Source organism: Saccharopolyspora sp. NPDC045839, assembly GCF_056431645.1.
In genome coordinates, this window is sequence record NZ_JBWKKH010000002.1 from 25,809 (window position 1) to 39,267 (window position 13,459).

General features: G+C 72.6%; 13 protein-coding genes. 5 read left to right on the top strand and 8 right to left on the bottom strand.

What is annotated here, in order from left to right; translation table 11 throughout:
* Window positions 1-15 precede the first annotated feature (15 nt).
* Entirely contained in the window at window positions 16-645 is a 630-nt protein-coding gene (locus AC07EQ_RS02990) for a carbonic anhydrase (RefSeq protein WP_478386263.1), read from the bottom strand.
* A gap of 96 nt (window positions 646-741) precedes the next feature.
* On the opposite strand from AC07EQ_RS02990, the gene AC07EQ_RS02995 reads away from it, so the two are divergent.
* Together AC07EQ_RS02995 and AC07EQ_RS03000 are read left to right on the top strand one after the other, a co-directional pair.
* Complete coding sequence (locus AC07EQ_RS02995) at window positions 742-1,290, top strand: Chromate resistance protein ChrB (protein ID WP_478386264.1); 549 nt, start codon at window positions 742-744, stop codon at window positions 1,288-1,290.
* A 37-nt stretch (window positions 1,291-1,327) separates the two neighbouring features.
* Window positions 1,328-2,500, top strand: a complete 1,173-nt coding sequence (locus tag AC07EQ_RS03000; protein WP_478386265.1) for an MFS transporter — start codon at window positions 1,328-1,330, stop codon at window positions 2,498-2,500.
* Between the two features lie 309 nt (window positions 2,501-2,809).
* On the opposite strand, the gene AC07EQ_RS03005 is transcribed toward AC07EQ_RS03000, so the two are convergent.
* The 4 genes from AC07EQ_RS03005 to AC07EQ_RS03020 form a co-directional block, all read right to left on the bottom strand.
* A complete protein-coding gene (locus AC07EQ_RS03005) occupies window positions 2,810-4,306 on the bottom strand; it encodes an LCP family protein (RefSeq protein ID WP_478386266.1) in 1,497 nt (498 codons plus the stop codon).
* Window positions 4,307-4,478: 172 nt separating this feature from the next.
* Window positions 4,479-5,045: a GNAT family N-acetyltransferase gene (locus tag AC07EQ_RS03010; protein ID WP_478386267.1), complete on the bottom strand. Its 567-nt coding sequence runs from the start codon at window positions 5,043-5,045 to the stop codon at window positions 4,479-4,481.
* 191 nt (window positions 5,046-5,236) lie between these two features.
* Window positions 5,237-6,532: a nickel pincer cofactor-dependent isomerase, group 22 gene (locus AC07EQ_RS03015; protein ID WP_478386268.1), complete on the bottom strand. Its 1,296-nt coding sequence runs from the start codon at window positions 6,530-6,532 to the stop codon at window positions 5,237-5,239.
* 130 nt (window positions 6,533-6,662) lie between these two features.
* Window positions 6,663-7,484: a universal stress protein gene (locus AC07EQ_RS03020; RefSeq protein ID WP_478386269.1), complete on the bottom strand. Its 822-nt coding sequence runs from the start codon at window positions 7,482-7,484 to the stop codon at window positions 6,663-6,665.
* Between the two features lie 113 nt (window positions 7,485-7,597).
* On the opposite strand from AC07EQ_RS03020, the gene ilvA reads away from it, so the two are divergent.
* Window positions 7,598-8,851, top strand: a complete 1,254-nt coding sequence (ilvA, locus tag AC07EQ_RS03025) for a threonine ammonia-lyase IlvA (RefSeq protein ID WP_478386270.1) — start codon at window positions 7,598-7,600, stop codon at window positions 8,849-8,851.
* A gap of 33 nt (window positions 8,852-8,884) precedes the next feature.
* On the opposite strand, the gene AC07EQ_RS03030 is transcribed toward ilvA, so the two are convergent.
* The 3 genes from AC07EQ_RS03030 to AC07EQ_RS03040 all read right to left on the bottom strand — a co-directional run bounded on the left by AC07EQ_RS03030 (window position 8,885) and on the right by AC07EQ_RS03040 (window position 12,228).
* Window positions 8,885-9,505 (bottom strand): dioxygenase family protein, encoded by a 621-nt coding sequence (locus tag AC07EQ_RS03030; protein ID WP_478386271.1) that lies wholly within the window; start codon window positions 9,503-9,505, stop codon window positions 8,885-8,887.
* A gap of 166 nt (window positions 9,506-9,671) precedes the next feature.
* Window positions 9,672-11,537, bottom strand: coding sequence for a sensor histidine kinase (locus AC07EQ_RS03035; protein WP_478386272.1), 1,866 nt, complete (start codon window positions 11,535-11,537; stop codon window positions 9,672-9,674).
* On the bottom strand, window positions 11,521-12,228 hold the full coding sequence (locus AC07EQ_RS03040) for a response regulator transcription factor (protein ID WP_207954650.1): 708 nt from the start codon (window positions 12,226-12,228) through the stop codon (window positions 11,521-11,523). Before AC07EQ_RS03040 ends, AC07EQ_RS03035 begins: the two co-directional genes overlap by 17 nt.
* Before the next feature lie 205 nt (window positions 12,229-12,433).
* Between AC07EQ_RS03040 and AC07EQ_RS03045 the strand changes: the two genes are divergently transcribed.
* Window positions 12,434-12,820, top strand: a complete 387-nt coding sequence (locus AC07EQ_RS03045) for a hypothetical protein (RefSeq protein WP_478386273.1) — start codon at window positions 12,434-12,436, stop codon at window positions 12,818-12,820.
* Window positions 12,821-12,831: 11 nt separating this feature from the next.
* The gene (locus tag AC07EQ_RS03050) at window positions 12,832-13,458 is read left to right on the top strand and encodes a class F sortase (RefSeq protein WP_478386274.1); all 627 of its coding nucleotides are present in this window, start codon (window positions 12,832-12,834) and stop codon (window positions 13,456-13,458) included.
* Window position 13,459 lies beyond the last annotated feature (1 nt).

Below are 13,459 nucleotides of genomic sequence, written 5' to 3' on the forward strand. Positions count from 1 at the left end.
GATCGGCCGGTCCGATCAGTCCGCGGGCAGCAGCGGTCCGTGGCTGCCGACGAGCCGCACGGTGCCGTCCGCGAGCCGGTAGGAGAGCCCGGCCACCGCGCAGCGCCCGGCGGCGACCTCCTGGGCCAGCAGCGCGGAGCGCTCCAGCATCAGGTCGCCGGTGCGCTGGATGTGCACGTCCACGATGTCGTCGACCTCGGTGACACCGCCGGCGCGGGCGGCCAGGACGCTCGGCGTCACGCGCTCCACGACGTCGCGGATGTAGCCCTGCGGCGCGGTGCCCTCGATGCACGCCTCCCGCGCGGCCGTGACGGCGCCGCAGGAGTCGTGGCCGAGCACCACCACCAGGCTCGCGCCGAGCACGCCGACGCCGTACTCGATGCTGCCGAGCACCTCGGCCCCGATGACGTGACCGGCCGTGCGGACCACGAACAGGTCGCCGAGGCCCTGGTCGAAGATGATCTCCGCGGCCAAGCGGGAGTCGGAGCACCCGAAGAGGACGGCGAAGGGGCGCTGGCCCGGCGCGAGGGAGGCGCGGTAGTCGGCGTCCTGGTTGGGGTGCAGGAACTCGTTCTCGACGAATCGCCGGTTGCCTTCCAGCATCACTTCGTAGGCGTGGGCGGGCGAAGAAGGCTGATTCGGCATGCCGAAACGCTAACGCACGGGGGTTCGAAAAGAACCCGTCCGCGTGCTCCTTATGGGCGACATCACGCCGATGTAACACCTGATACATTTTGTTCCGTGACAGATGGACACCCGACGCGCTGGCTGGTCCTCGTGGTGCGGCTGCCCGCGCAACCGTCGCGGCACCGCGTGGCGGTGTGGCGGGAGCTGCGCCGGGTCGGTGCGCTCTCGCTGGGGCAGGGCACCTGGACGCTGCCGGACGTGCCCGGCGTCGCGGCCGGGGTGGCGCGAGCGATCGAGCTCGCCGAACGCGGCTCCGGCGAGGTCGTCGTGCTGGCCGCCACCGGGCGCGAGGAGCCCGATTCGGCGCGGCTGGCGGAGATGTTCACGGCCGAGCGACAGGAGGAGTGGTCGGAGTTCCTGGCCGACTGCGGCAAGTTCGACGCCGAGATCGACAAGGAACTGCGCAACGGCAAGCTCACCATGGCCGAGCTCGAAGAGGAGGAGCAGAGCCTGGAGCGGCTGCGCCGCTGGCACCGCGACCTCAAGGCGCGCGACGTCTTCGGCGCCCCGGCGGCCGCCGAGGCCCAGGAGCGGTTGCGGCACTGCGCCGACCGGCTGGCCGACTACACCGAGCAGGTTTTCCAAGCCCTGCACCAGATGTGACCGGAAGCGCCACAGTGGACGACGAGGAGGCGGTCGGATGTCCGGCACCGAGCCGGTGACCCGACGCGGGGTCCGGCAGGTCCTCCCGCTGTACGCGGCCGGATTCGTCACGGCCTTCGGCGCGCACAGCATCGCCGCCGGGCTCGGCGCTTACACGGGCTTCGCCTCGCTGCTCGCGCTCGGCCTGCTGCTGGCCATCTACGACGGGGCCGAGGTGATCCTCAAACCGGTCTTCGGCGCGGTCACCGACCGGATCGGCCCGCGCCCGGTGCTGATCGGCGGCCTGCTCGCGTTCGCGGCGGCCTCGGCGGCGTTCGTCCTCGCCGGTGACCCGGCTGCGGTCGGCCTCGCCCGCTTCGGCCAGGGCGCGGCTGCCGCCGCGTTCTCCCCGGCCGCCGGGACGCTGGTCGCCCGGCTGGCGCCGGACTCCCAGCACGGCCGCGCCTTCGGCGGCTACGGCGCCTGGAAGGGCCTCGGCTACGCCCTCGGCCCGGTGCTCGGCGGCGTCCTGATCACCTTGGGCGGGTTCGACCTGCTCTTCGGCGCGCTGGCGGCGCTCGCGCTCGCGGTGCTCGCCTGGGCGGTGCTGATCGTGCCGAAGGTGCCGCCGCTGCCGCGGACCCGGCAGACCCTGCTCGACCTGGGCCGCCGGTTGACCGCGCCCGGTTTCCTGCGGCCGACGGCGGCCCTGGCCGGTGCGACGGCCGCGCTGGCGGTGGGCGTCGGGTTCCTGCCGGTGGTGGGTGCGGGCGACGGGCTGGGCCCGCTGGCCACCGGCGCGGCGGTGTCGGTGCTCGCGACGACCGCGGCGCTGGTGCAGCCGTGGGTGGGCCGGGCGCGCGATGCGGGACGGTTGCCCGAGGTGCCCGGCATGACCGGGGGACTGGCGGTGGCGGCGGTCGGGTTGCTCGCGGCGACGGTGGTTCCCGGCCTGCCGGGACTGCTCGTGGCCTCGGTCGCCATCGGCGTCGGCACCGGCGTCGTCACGCCGCTGGGCTTCGCGCACCTGGCGGCGTCGACGCCGCGGGAGCGGCTCGGCCAGACGATGGGCTCGGCGGAGGTCGGGCGCGAGCTGGGCGACGCGGGCGGCCCGCTGCTGGTCGGCGCGATCGCCGCCGCGGCCTCCCTCGGGCTGGGCCTGGCCGGTCTGGCCGCGGTGCTGCTGGTGCTGGTCGCCGCGTTGTGGGTGGGCACCCGGGCGCGTCGCTGAGGCCGGTTTTTGACCTCGCAACCAACGTCGTCGCGGCGTATCGTGGGCGAGCGGTGATTCGCTCCGGACCACAGCCGTCGCATGGTGCTGGGCTGTTGAGCGGTTGCCGTTGATCGAGGGATGGATGCTCGCTTGGTGTCCGGAGTCCGGGCGGATGTGCCCCACGCGAACATCCGACAACCGGGGCGGGGTCGGCGTTGGTGGCCCCACCGGCTGGCGGTTTGTTCACTGGGGGTAGCCACCAGTCGAGCCAGTCGGTGGTGAGACGGGCGAGGGGGCCGCCTCACCACCGGCGTTCCCGCTCTTCGCTCAGTTGACGCACGGGACGCCGTCGGCGGTGATCGGCTCCGCGCCGGTGCCGGTGGCCTGCTGCCGGTGCGGGCCGTCGAGCCGGACGGCGCCGGGCGGCGCGAAACCCGGCGCGGCGGGTCCGTGGTAGTCGCCGCCGATGATCACCTGGACCCGGCCGCGGGGCAGCGACCCGTCGGCCTGGACCGGCAGGCCGCCGAGCAGCGACGCGATCCGCTCGGCGGAGTCGCCGCCGTCCTGGCCGTGGCGCACGACCGATTCCGTTCGGGACGGCGCGTTGCCGACCTGGCTCACCGGCACGCCCCGGTTGGCGAGTTCGGTGCGAACCCGCTGGGCCAACCCCGATGTTTTCGTCGCGTTGAGCACGTCCACCGCCGAATCGGCTTCGGCGCCGGCCGTTGCGGGGTCGATCGTGCTGCTGATCGCGGCCTTCACCTTGCGGGGATCGACCAGGATGGCGTCGCCGTCCTCCGGCGTCTCGTAGTCGGCGTCCTCGATGGGGATCGTGGTGAACCGGACCGCGCCGCCGGCCAGCCCGCGCAGCCGGTCGGCGAACGCGAGCACGTCCCAGTCCCGGTCGAGCACCACGGATTCCTGCAGCGACCTGATCAGGTCGCGCAGCCGGGCCGGGTTGGCCAGCACGCCGCCGGAGAGCACCGATTGCGTGAGCCCGGCGAGGAAGGCCTGCTGGCGCACCACGCGGTCCAGGTCGCCGCGCGGCAGGCCGTGCCGCTGGCGGACGAACGCGAGCGCGTCCGTGCCGGCGATCGTCTGCGGCCCGGCCGGGAAGTTCGCGCCGGAGTAGGTGTCCCGCGCGGGCGCCAGCAGGCACACCGGGACGCCGCCCACCGCCTCCGTGATCCGCGCGAAGCCGAGCAGGTTGACCTCGGCGTAGTGGTCGATCGACACGCCGGTCAGCTGCTCGACGGTGCGCACCAGCAGCTTGCGCCCGGCGTCGCCGCCCAGCCGCGCCAGCTCCGCGGGATCGGTGGGGCCGCGCTTGGTCTGCGCCGCGATGGCGGCCTCCTTGCCCCGGCCGTACGCGGAATTGATCTTGTGCCGGCCGAACCCGGGGATCTGCACGAACGCGTCGCGCGGGAAGGAGAAGCCGACCGCGCTGGAACCGTCGTTGGGGATGTGCAGCAGGATGATCGTGTCGGTCAGCGCCGCGTCGTTGGCGCCCGCGCGCAACTCCCGGAGGACCGCCTCGGGCAGCGGGTTGCCGTGCGCGTCGGTCCGGCTGTCCATGCCGACCAGCAGGACGTCGGTCGCCCCGTCGGCGCCGACCCCGTCGATGACGTCGCTGGTCGCGAGGCCGTCGAGCAGATGCCGGTAGTTGGACCACGCGTATCCCGTCACCACCAGGATCAGCACCGACAGCATGGTCACCGCTGCGCGCGCACCCGCGCGGGCGCGCGCAGCCGCGCGCCGGGCCTGCGGCCGGCGGGGCGCGACGGGTCGGCGGGCGGCCGGGCGGGCGTTGCGGTGCGGTGGCACGGTACCTCCGGCGGGTGCGCCCCTGGCGCTGCTCGAACTCCGGTGACCCCTCAAGCATCGCATTCGCCCGGGCATCCAGCAGATCATCCGATAGCGGATGATCTAGCGACGCACGGTAACTGGCGCATTCGTCCACTGCGGACGATGCGACCGGCCACAGTGGATCGCGGGGTCAGTCCTCGGTGCCTCCGGAGGCGGCTTCGCCGGGCAGATCGCCCTGCCGGATGCGGTAGACCTGCAGCGCCGTGTCGTAGTACTTGGTGGTTTCGCCGACCCACTCCATGCCGATGCGTTCCGCGGTGGCGATCGCGCGGGTGTTGTCCGGCCGGGCCAGCCCGAAGACCTCGTCGATGTCGAAGGTGAACGCCCAGCGGAGCAGCGCGGAGGCGGCCTCCGTGGCGTAACCGTGCCCCCAGGTCTCGGGGCGCAGCTGCCAGGTCAGCTCCAGGTCGTGGTCGTACGGCGGCAGCATCCGCAGCACCAGGCCGCCGATCACCGCGTCGTCGGACCGGCGCTGCATCGCCCACCGGCCGGTGGGCGGCACCAGGCTGGGTTGCGACTCCGTCCAGGCCTGCACCACGGCGCGCATCGCGGCGAGGTCGGCGACGTTGGCGATCACCGGGGTGAGCCACTCGGTCACCTCGGGGCGGCCGTAGAGGGCGAGCGCGGCCTGCACGTCGGCGTCGCCGGTGGTCCAGTCGCGCACGATCAGCCGCTCGGTTGTCAAGGGAGGCTGCATGGCGGCCCTCGCCTTCGCCGAAGCAGGGGAGAACCTCCCGATTCTAGTTCGAGGGGTCCACCGGAGCGCATAGCGTTGATTGCACCTATTACTTCAGTGCCAATCGAAATCAATTTCCGGCCACCCGCCGAGTCGGTTGGATCCGCAGGTCGCGGCGGGTGGGTACGTCGGGTTCCGGTTCGAGTGACCGGTCAGTGGTGCGCCGGTAGGGGTGGCAGGGTGCCCGTGGCGTTGAAGTCCCAGTCGTGGGGTTCGCCGAGGGCGACCATGTCCGGGTGGCCGGCGACCTCCTGGGCGTAGGCCTCCGAGACCTCGATGCGGGGCATCGACAGGGTGTTTCGGATGCGCACCACCCGCGCCGGGCGGTCCTCGGTGCCGCGGGACATGTGCAGCGCCGCGATGATCGCGTCCCGGTCGTTGGCCAGCGCCATCGGGATCCGCGCGCCGTCGGGCACGCCGGAGGTCAGCGAGTTCGTGTAGAACGAGCCGAACTCGATCTGGTCCACGCAGCGCTGGGTGGTCACGTCCGCCATGCCCAGGCCGCAGGCGTTGCCGTTGGTGTGCTCGGTGAGGCCGAGGACCACGATCCGCTTGATCGGCACCGCCTTGAACTTGTCCGCGTTGACCGGGGCGCGGCCGGTGATGTTCGGGTCCATGCCGGCGCCGCTGATGTCCTTGCCGATCTCGTCGACGACCAGCACGTCGATGTCCGACACCAGCAGCTTCGGCATCAGCCGCTTGGCCTCGACCAGCAGCTCCGCCTCGCGGGCCAGCAGCTTCTCGGCCGGCACCAGCTCGATGCGCGCGACGTGCTCGTAGGCGTTCTCCACCACGGCCATGCCGAACTCGATCGGCACCACGTCGAGCACCGCCTCGGCCACCGCCGGGATCAGCCGGTCGAACGCCTCGAAGCCGTGCGTGTGCAGGATCGTCGCGCCGCGGTGCTTGCCGAGGCCGATCGCGATCATCTTCGCCAGGCCGCTCTCGTGGGTGCCGCGGAAGTCGGTGTGCGGCTTGACCCGGCCGAGCACCACCACGCCGTCGGCCTGGGCGGCCTCGGCGTCGAAGTGCGCCGGGGTGCCGTCGGGCAGCTCGGCGACCACGACCGTGTCCATCGACGAGACCACCGGCGCGCCCACCGTCTCCTCGGTGATCCCGTATTCGGCGAGCACCTGCCGCTGGCCTTCGGCGGTGCCGCCGCCGTGGCTGCCCATCGCGGGCACCACGAACGGCTTCGCGCCGTGGCCGGCCAGGGCGTCGACCAGGGTGGCGACGATGCGGTCGATGCGGGCCACGCCGCGGCTGCCCGCGGTGATCGCGATCCGCTTGCCGGCGACCGGGTTCGCGCGGTCGTGCTCGGCGACCTGGTCGCGGATGGCGGCCTCGAGGTCCTCGACGGCCGCCGCGGCGAACCGCTGCTCGATCGGGATCATCCTGGGGAGTTCGATGTCTGCGCCGGCCAACCGGACATTTTCGACGTTGAACATGCGGCGATCCTTCTGCGCGTTGACCGGGAGAGTGGTCTGAACAGTTGACCGCGATCTTCGCATGCGGGACAGCCCGGCGGAAGGGGGTGAGCCGTGGGCTGGGCGGGTGCCAGCGCCAGGCGCCACCGGACTAGCCGGGGCTGCGGACCACCGCGACCGGGCACGGCGCGTGGTGCAGGACGCCGTTGGCGACCGAGCCGAGCAGCAGCCCGGCGAAGCCGCCGCGGCCGCGGTGACCGACCACCAGCAACTGCGCCCGCCGGGCCGCCTCGCACAGCGTCGCGACCGGATGCTCGTTGGCCACCTCGCGGCGCACCGTGACGTCCGGGTAGTCGGCGCACCAGCCCGAGAGTTGTTCGGAGAGGTGCAGTTCGGCCCGGTTCTGGATCTCCTGGCGGTCGGGCACGGGATAGGTGCCGGCGGTGAAGTAGGCATCGGGCAGCGCCTGCACCGCGAGCAGGCCGGCGTGCCGCCGGCTCGCGGCGCCGAATGCGTAGTGCACCGCGACGCGGTTGACCGCCGAGTTGTCGACACCGACGACGACCGGGCCCGAGGCGGCCGCGTCACCGCGCACCACGACGACCGGGCAGCGGGCGTGCGCGGCGACCGAGGTGCTGATCGCGCCGAGCAGCGCGTCCCGGAACACCCCGTGCCCGCGCGACCCGACGACCAGCAGCTGGGCGCTGTCCGAGCGGCGGACCAGCTCCTCGGCGGGGTGCCCGGTGGCGACCTCGTCGGTGATCGCGACCTCGGGCCGCTCGCGGTGGCAGCGTTCGGCGACGTCGTGGACCACCTGCTTGGCGAAGCCTTCGCGGGCGGGATCGTCGTTGACCACTACCAGGTGCACCGGAACGCCCAGCCGCACCGCCTCGGCCGCGGCCCACAGCGCGGCCTGCGCGGACGATTGCGAGCCGTCGACACCCACCACCACCGACTGCTTCGCCCTGGTCATCGCCCATCGCCTCCTCCGCACCACTGTGCGCATCCGTCGGTGATGGCGAGTAGGGCCGATGTGCCCCGGGCCGCCCCGCCCGGGTCCTGGCCGACCAGCGCACTTAGTATCGGTTGGTGTCCGATGAGCTGAGTCCCGCAGCGATCTTCCGCGCCGGAACCCGCCTGCGGCAGGTGGTCCGCCGCACGCCGCTGGAAATGAGCAGCCGCCTGACCGGCGAACTCGGCGTCCCGGTGCGGCTCAAGCGGGAGGACCTGCAGGTCTGCCGCTCTTACAAGGTGCGCGGTGCGTACAACCTGATCTCCTCGCTGAGCCCGGCCGAGCGCGAGCGCGGCGTCGTGTGCGCGAGTGCGGGCAACCACGCGCAGGGCGTGGCCTTCGCCTGCCGCGAGCTGAAGATCAAGGGCCGGGTGTACCTGCCGGCGAACACGCCCCGGCAGAAGCGGCGCCGGATCGCCGCGCTCGGCGGCGAGTGGGTCGAGCCGGTGATCGTGGGCAGCTCCTTCGACGAGGCGAGCGCGGCGTCCAAAGAGGACAGCCAGCGCACCGGCGCGGTCTACGTGCACCCCTTCGACGACCCGCGGACCATCGCCGGGCAGGGCACCGTCGGCCTGGAGATCGCCGAGCAGCACGACGGCCCGATCGACACCGTGATCGTGCCGGTCGGCGGCGGCGGGCTGCTGGCGGGCGTGGTGCTGTGGCTCAAGGAGCACTTCCCCGAGGTCCGGGTGATCGGGGCCGAGCCGGCCGGCGCGGCGAGCATGCGCGCCGCGCTGGACCACGGCGCGCCGGTCGCCCTGCCGTCGGTGGACACCTTCGTCGACGGTGCCGCGGTCGGGCGCGTCGGCGATGCCGGGTTCCAGGTGGTGCGGGAGCTGGTCGACGAGCTGGTGGCGGTGCCCGAGGGCGCGGTGTGCACCGAGATGATCGAGCTCTACCAGACCGAGGGCGTCATCGCCGAGCCCGCCGGTGCGCTGGCCAGCGCGGCGGCCCGGCTGCCGCTGGAGCGCCCGGCCCGCGGCCCGGTGGTGTGCGTGGTCTCCGGCGGCAACAACGACCTCAGCCGCTACGGCGAGGTCGTCGAGCGCTCGCTGGTGCACGAGGGCCTGCGGCACTACTTCCTGGTCACCTTCCCGCAGGAGCCGGGCGCGCTGCGGCACTTCCTCGACGACGTGCTCGACGACGGCCAGGACATCGTCGCGTTCGAGTACGTGAAGAAGAACAACAGGGAGACCGGCCCGGCGCTGGTCGGCATCGAGCTCGACCGCGTCGACGAGCTGGACGGCCTGCTGAAGCGGATGAAGGACTCCCCGCTGCAGATCGAGCAGGTCCCACCGGGCTCCCCGCTGTTCTCGTTCCTGATCTGAAAATTCCAGACGCCTGCGTGGTGGGGGGTCAGGTCAGGGCAGGTTGAGGACGAAGTCGAACGTGGCGATCTTGCCCTCCGGGCCGTCCTGGACCGCCATCAGCAGCGCCGGGTCGAAGATCTGGTCCCAGTTGTTGCCGGGCTCGCCGGGGAAGTACAGCTGCGTGGTGAGGATCGGCTGGTTCGGGGCCTGCGCCTTGACGTGGATGTGCCTGGTGCGGCCCGGGTACAGGCCGGCCACGATGGTGTCGAGCCGGAAGCGGCCCTCGGCGTCGGTGAACTGGTGGCCGCGCAGCGTGTAGCCGGTGTTGTCGTACACCCCGGCGTTGTCGGCCTGCCAGAAGTCGAGCAGCACGTTCGCCAGCGGCTTGCACGAGATGCTGTAGACGAAGCCGCTGACCACCAGCGGGGTGCCGGGCATGCCGGGGTCCCGCAGGTCGGCGCGCTCGGGCGAGTTGGGCTTGAAGTACGGGCCCTCCATCTGCTCGTGGGTCGGGCCGTCGCCGTCGTCGCACATCGGCGTCGGGGTCAGCGGCCCGGCGTCGGCGCGCGGCGCGCGCAGCACCTCGCCGGCCACCGCAGGTATCGCGGCCGCCGTCACCAGGCCCGCCTTCAGGAACGTCGCGCGGCGGATCCGTCTCTCCTCGTCGGTCATGTTCCGACCTCCGTTTTCAAGTGGAACTTCATTGGTGTAAACCATTTCAGATGGTTGTTCTTCGCATTTCGACCGCGAAAAGCATGAATAGGGATCGGCAGAAAGCATTACGGCGCAAGGGAAAAGGCGACGTTCGGGGTAAGCGCCGCTGGGGTGCCCGGCCGCGTCAGGCGCGCGCCGGGCCCTCGGGCGCCGTCGCCGGCAGGTGGATGGTGAAGGTGGTGCCGACGCCGACGGTGCTGCGGACCGCGATGTGGCCGCCGTGCACGTTCACGAGGTGATGGGTGATGGCCAGGCCGAGGCCGCTGCCGCCGCCGTGCCGGTTGCGGGACTTCTCCGCCCGCCAGAAGCGGTCGAACACGTGCGGCAGCGCGGCCGCGTCGATGCCGACGCCGGTGTCGGCCACCTCGATGGCCACCTCGCCGCCCGCGCGCCGCGCCCACAACGTGACCCGGCCGCCGGATGGCGTGTAGCGCAACGCGTTCGACACCAGGTTGCCCAGCGCTTGCCGCAGCCGGGTCGGGTCGGCGGTGAGGTCGGGGTCGTCCTCGACGGTGACGACCAGTTCGACGCCGCCCGCATCCGCCCGGCCCCGGTGCGCCGCGGCGACGTGCTCCAGCAGCGCGCCGACGTGCACGGGTTCGGGGTACACGCGGAGCTTCCCCGCGTCGGCCAGCGCGAGGTCCTGGAGGTCGTCGATCAGGTGCTGCAGGAGCAGGGTCTCCTCCAGCAGCGAGGCCACCAGCGGTTGGTCCAGGGTGGCGACGCCGTCCTGCGAGGCCTCCAGCCAGCCGCGGACGTTCACCAGCGGCGTGCGCAGTTCGTGCGCGATGTCGCTGACCATCGTCTTGCGCTGCTGTTCGGTGCGCTCGACCTGCTCCGACATCGCGTTGAACGCGGCCGCCAGCTCGCCGATCTCGCCGCGCGCGCTCGTCCTCACCCGGGCCGACCGGTCGCCGCCGCCCATCCGCCGGGCCGCGGTGGTGATCGCGTCGATCGGGCGGACCAGGCGGCTGGCGGCGAGCGCGGTCATGCCGACGGTCAGCACCAGCACCACCAGCGCGGTCCACGCGATCCGCGCGGTGCCCACAGTGGACAGATCGGTCGCGGCGCGGTTCCCGCCGGGCCTGGTGATGAACAGGTGTGCGGCGGGGGAGACGTAGGAGCCGAGCTGTTCCCGGCGTCCGGAGTCCACGCAGCGCTTGGCGCCCGGATCGGTGCGGAGTTCCTCCGGTGAGGTCACCGCCGCCGACTCGGCGGGCAGCGGATCGAGCCCCTGCCGGGCCAGGCATGCGTTGACCAGGGCGAACAATTCGGCGCCGGCCTTGAGCTCGGTGTCGGTCGCCACCTGCGGCGCGGCACAGCGCGCCGGTGAGGCGCTGGGCGTGGCGGAGGTGGACTGCTCCGGTGCCGGGGGCGCCGACGCCACCGGTCTCTTCGACGGCGCCGGTTCCTTCGGTGGAGTCGGTGCCGCCTCGTCGGCCGGGGTGAGCTGGACGACCGGGCGGCCGTTGGGGCGTTCGACGATCACGCCGTCGTCGCCGATCCGCTGCAAGCACGCCAACTCCTGCTGAGCGGCCTCGCGCAGCTCGTCGTGCTCTGCGGCGGTCAGCCGGAACGGGCCGACGGCGCGCGGATCGATGCCCGCGGCCGCCGCATCGGGCTTGAGCACCGGGTCGACCGCGAGCGGATCCACCACCGCGGACGGGGTTTTCGGCAGCTCGCCGTCCTGCGGCCCGCCGGAGTCGGCGATCGGCGTCCGCGACGTGGTCGTCAGCGTGATGCGCCGCCCGGTCTGCGCGGCGAGGTCCGCCACCACCTGCTGGACCCCGGACCACTGCGGATTCGCCGCCGCGTAGCCGAGCAGCGAATCGTAGATCTTGGCGTCGGTGGCCAGGGTTTCGCCGAGTTCCTGGTTGATCGCCCCGCTGGTGCTCTGCGCGGCCAGCCACGCGGTGGCGCCGATGGAACAGCCGGCCACCACCACCGACATCGCCAGCAGCCGGGCGAGCAGGCTATGCCGGCGCGCCATCGGCGGAGCCGTCCTGGAGCTTGTAGCCGACGCCGTACACGGTGAGCAGGTGGATCGGCCGCCGGGGATCGGGTTCGAGCTTGCGGCGCAGGTTCATCACGTGCACGTCGATGGTGCGCTCGGTGATGAACTTGTCCATGCCGAAGGCCTGGCTGAGCAGCTGGCCGCGGGTGAAGACGCGGCCGGGCTCGGCGGCCAGCACCGCGAGCATCCGGAACTCCGCGGGAGTGCAGTCCAGCGGGGCGCCGCCGAGGGTGATCTCGTGCCGCTGCTGGTCCACCACCAGATCGCCGACGCGCAACGGCTGCTGGTCGTTGTCCTGGCTGCGGCGCACGCGGCGCAGGATCGCGCGGATGCGGGCGGCGAGCTGGCGCGGGCTGTAGGGCTTGGTCACGTAGTCGTCGGCGCCGAGGTCCAGCCCGAGCAGCACGTCCTCCTCGGTGGTCCGCGCGGTGAGCAGCACGATCGGGACGTCCGATTCGGCCCGCAGGATCCGGCACACGTCCAGGCCGTCGACCTTGGGCATCATCACGTCCAGCACGATCAGGTCGGGTGCGCGTCGCCGAGCCTCGTCGATCGCCGCGCGACCGTCGTGCACGACCACCACGCGGTGGTTGTCGTGCTCCAGATATCGACGGATCAACTCGGCCTGCTTCGGGTCGTCCTCCGCGACCAGCACCTGTGCGCTCACATCGCGCATTATCGCCTTCCGCCCGCGCGGCGGGTGATCCGCCACCGGACCTTGACCGCGACTGAACAGGATCTTCACATTCCGGCGCCCGGCCCGGAATCCGAACAGGTTCTTCACATCGATCAGACGGGATCTTGAAAAGGCCGCCGCATTCTGGTCCTCGTCCGGGATTCCGGGCGAACAGCAGAATGGAAGGACTCGATAGATGAAGCTTGGTCGTACGTGCGCGGCAGCTGCTCTGCTCGGCGCGGCGGCGCTGCCGCTGGCGGCGCCCATCAGCTGGGCCGACGAGAACGGCAGCGCGCCGGTGCACGCGCAGCAGGCTCCGGAGCCGCCGAAGGAGTCGACCCCGGCCGGGCCGGAGAGGACCCAGCCCGCGCCGGAGCCGAGGGAGTCGACCCCGGCCAGGCCGGAGGCGAAGACCCCCGGCGACCAGGTGAGCCAGCGCCCGGTCGGTGCGCCGGAAACCGGTGGCGGGCCGGTGGAATCGGGCTTCGGCCCGGCCGCTCTCGGCGGTGCCGCCGCGGCCGTCGCGGTCGCCGGTGGCGGGGCCGCGCTGGTGCTGCGCCGCCGGCGCGCGGGCGCGAACTGAGGCGCACCCGCATGAGCGTGCATCCCCGAGCACGGGGGAGCCGGGGTGGTCGCGGCGTTGCCGCGGCCGCCCTGGTCCTCGCGGCCCTGACGCTTTCCGGTTGTTCTGCGGGCGGGCAGCAGTCCATCGACCTCGTCGCGCCCGCTTCGGCGCCGGTGCTGGAATCGCCGGCGGTGCCGCGATCGGAACCGGCGTGGATCGAGATACCCCGGATCGGCGCGCGGTCGTCGCTGGTCCCGCTGGGGCTCAACCCGGACCGGACGATCGAGGTCCCGTCCGTGCACCAGCCGATGCAGGCCGGTTGGTACGAGCACGGCCCCACGCCGGGCGAAACGGGACCGGCGGTGGTCCTCGGGCACGTCAACGGCGACGGCCAGGACGGGATCTTCGCGCGGCTGCGCGAACTGCGGCCCGGCGACGAGATCCTCATCGGCCGCCAGGACGGGCGGGTCGCCAGGTTCGTCGTGGACCGCATGGCGCAGCCGCCGAAGACCGGGTTCCCCGCCGACGAGGTGTACGGCAACACCGCCGGCCCGGAGTTGCGGCTGATCACCTGCGGTGGCTCGTTCGACCACTCGGCCCGCAGCTACCGCGACAACATCATCGCCTTCGCCGGCCTGACCGGAATCGTCGGCTGAG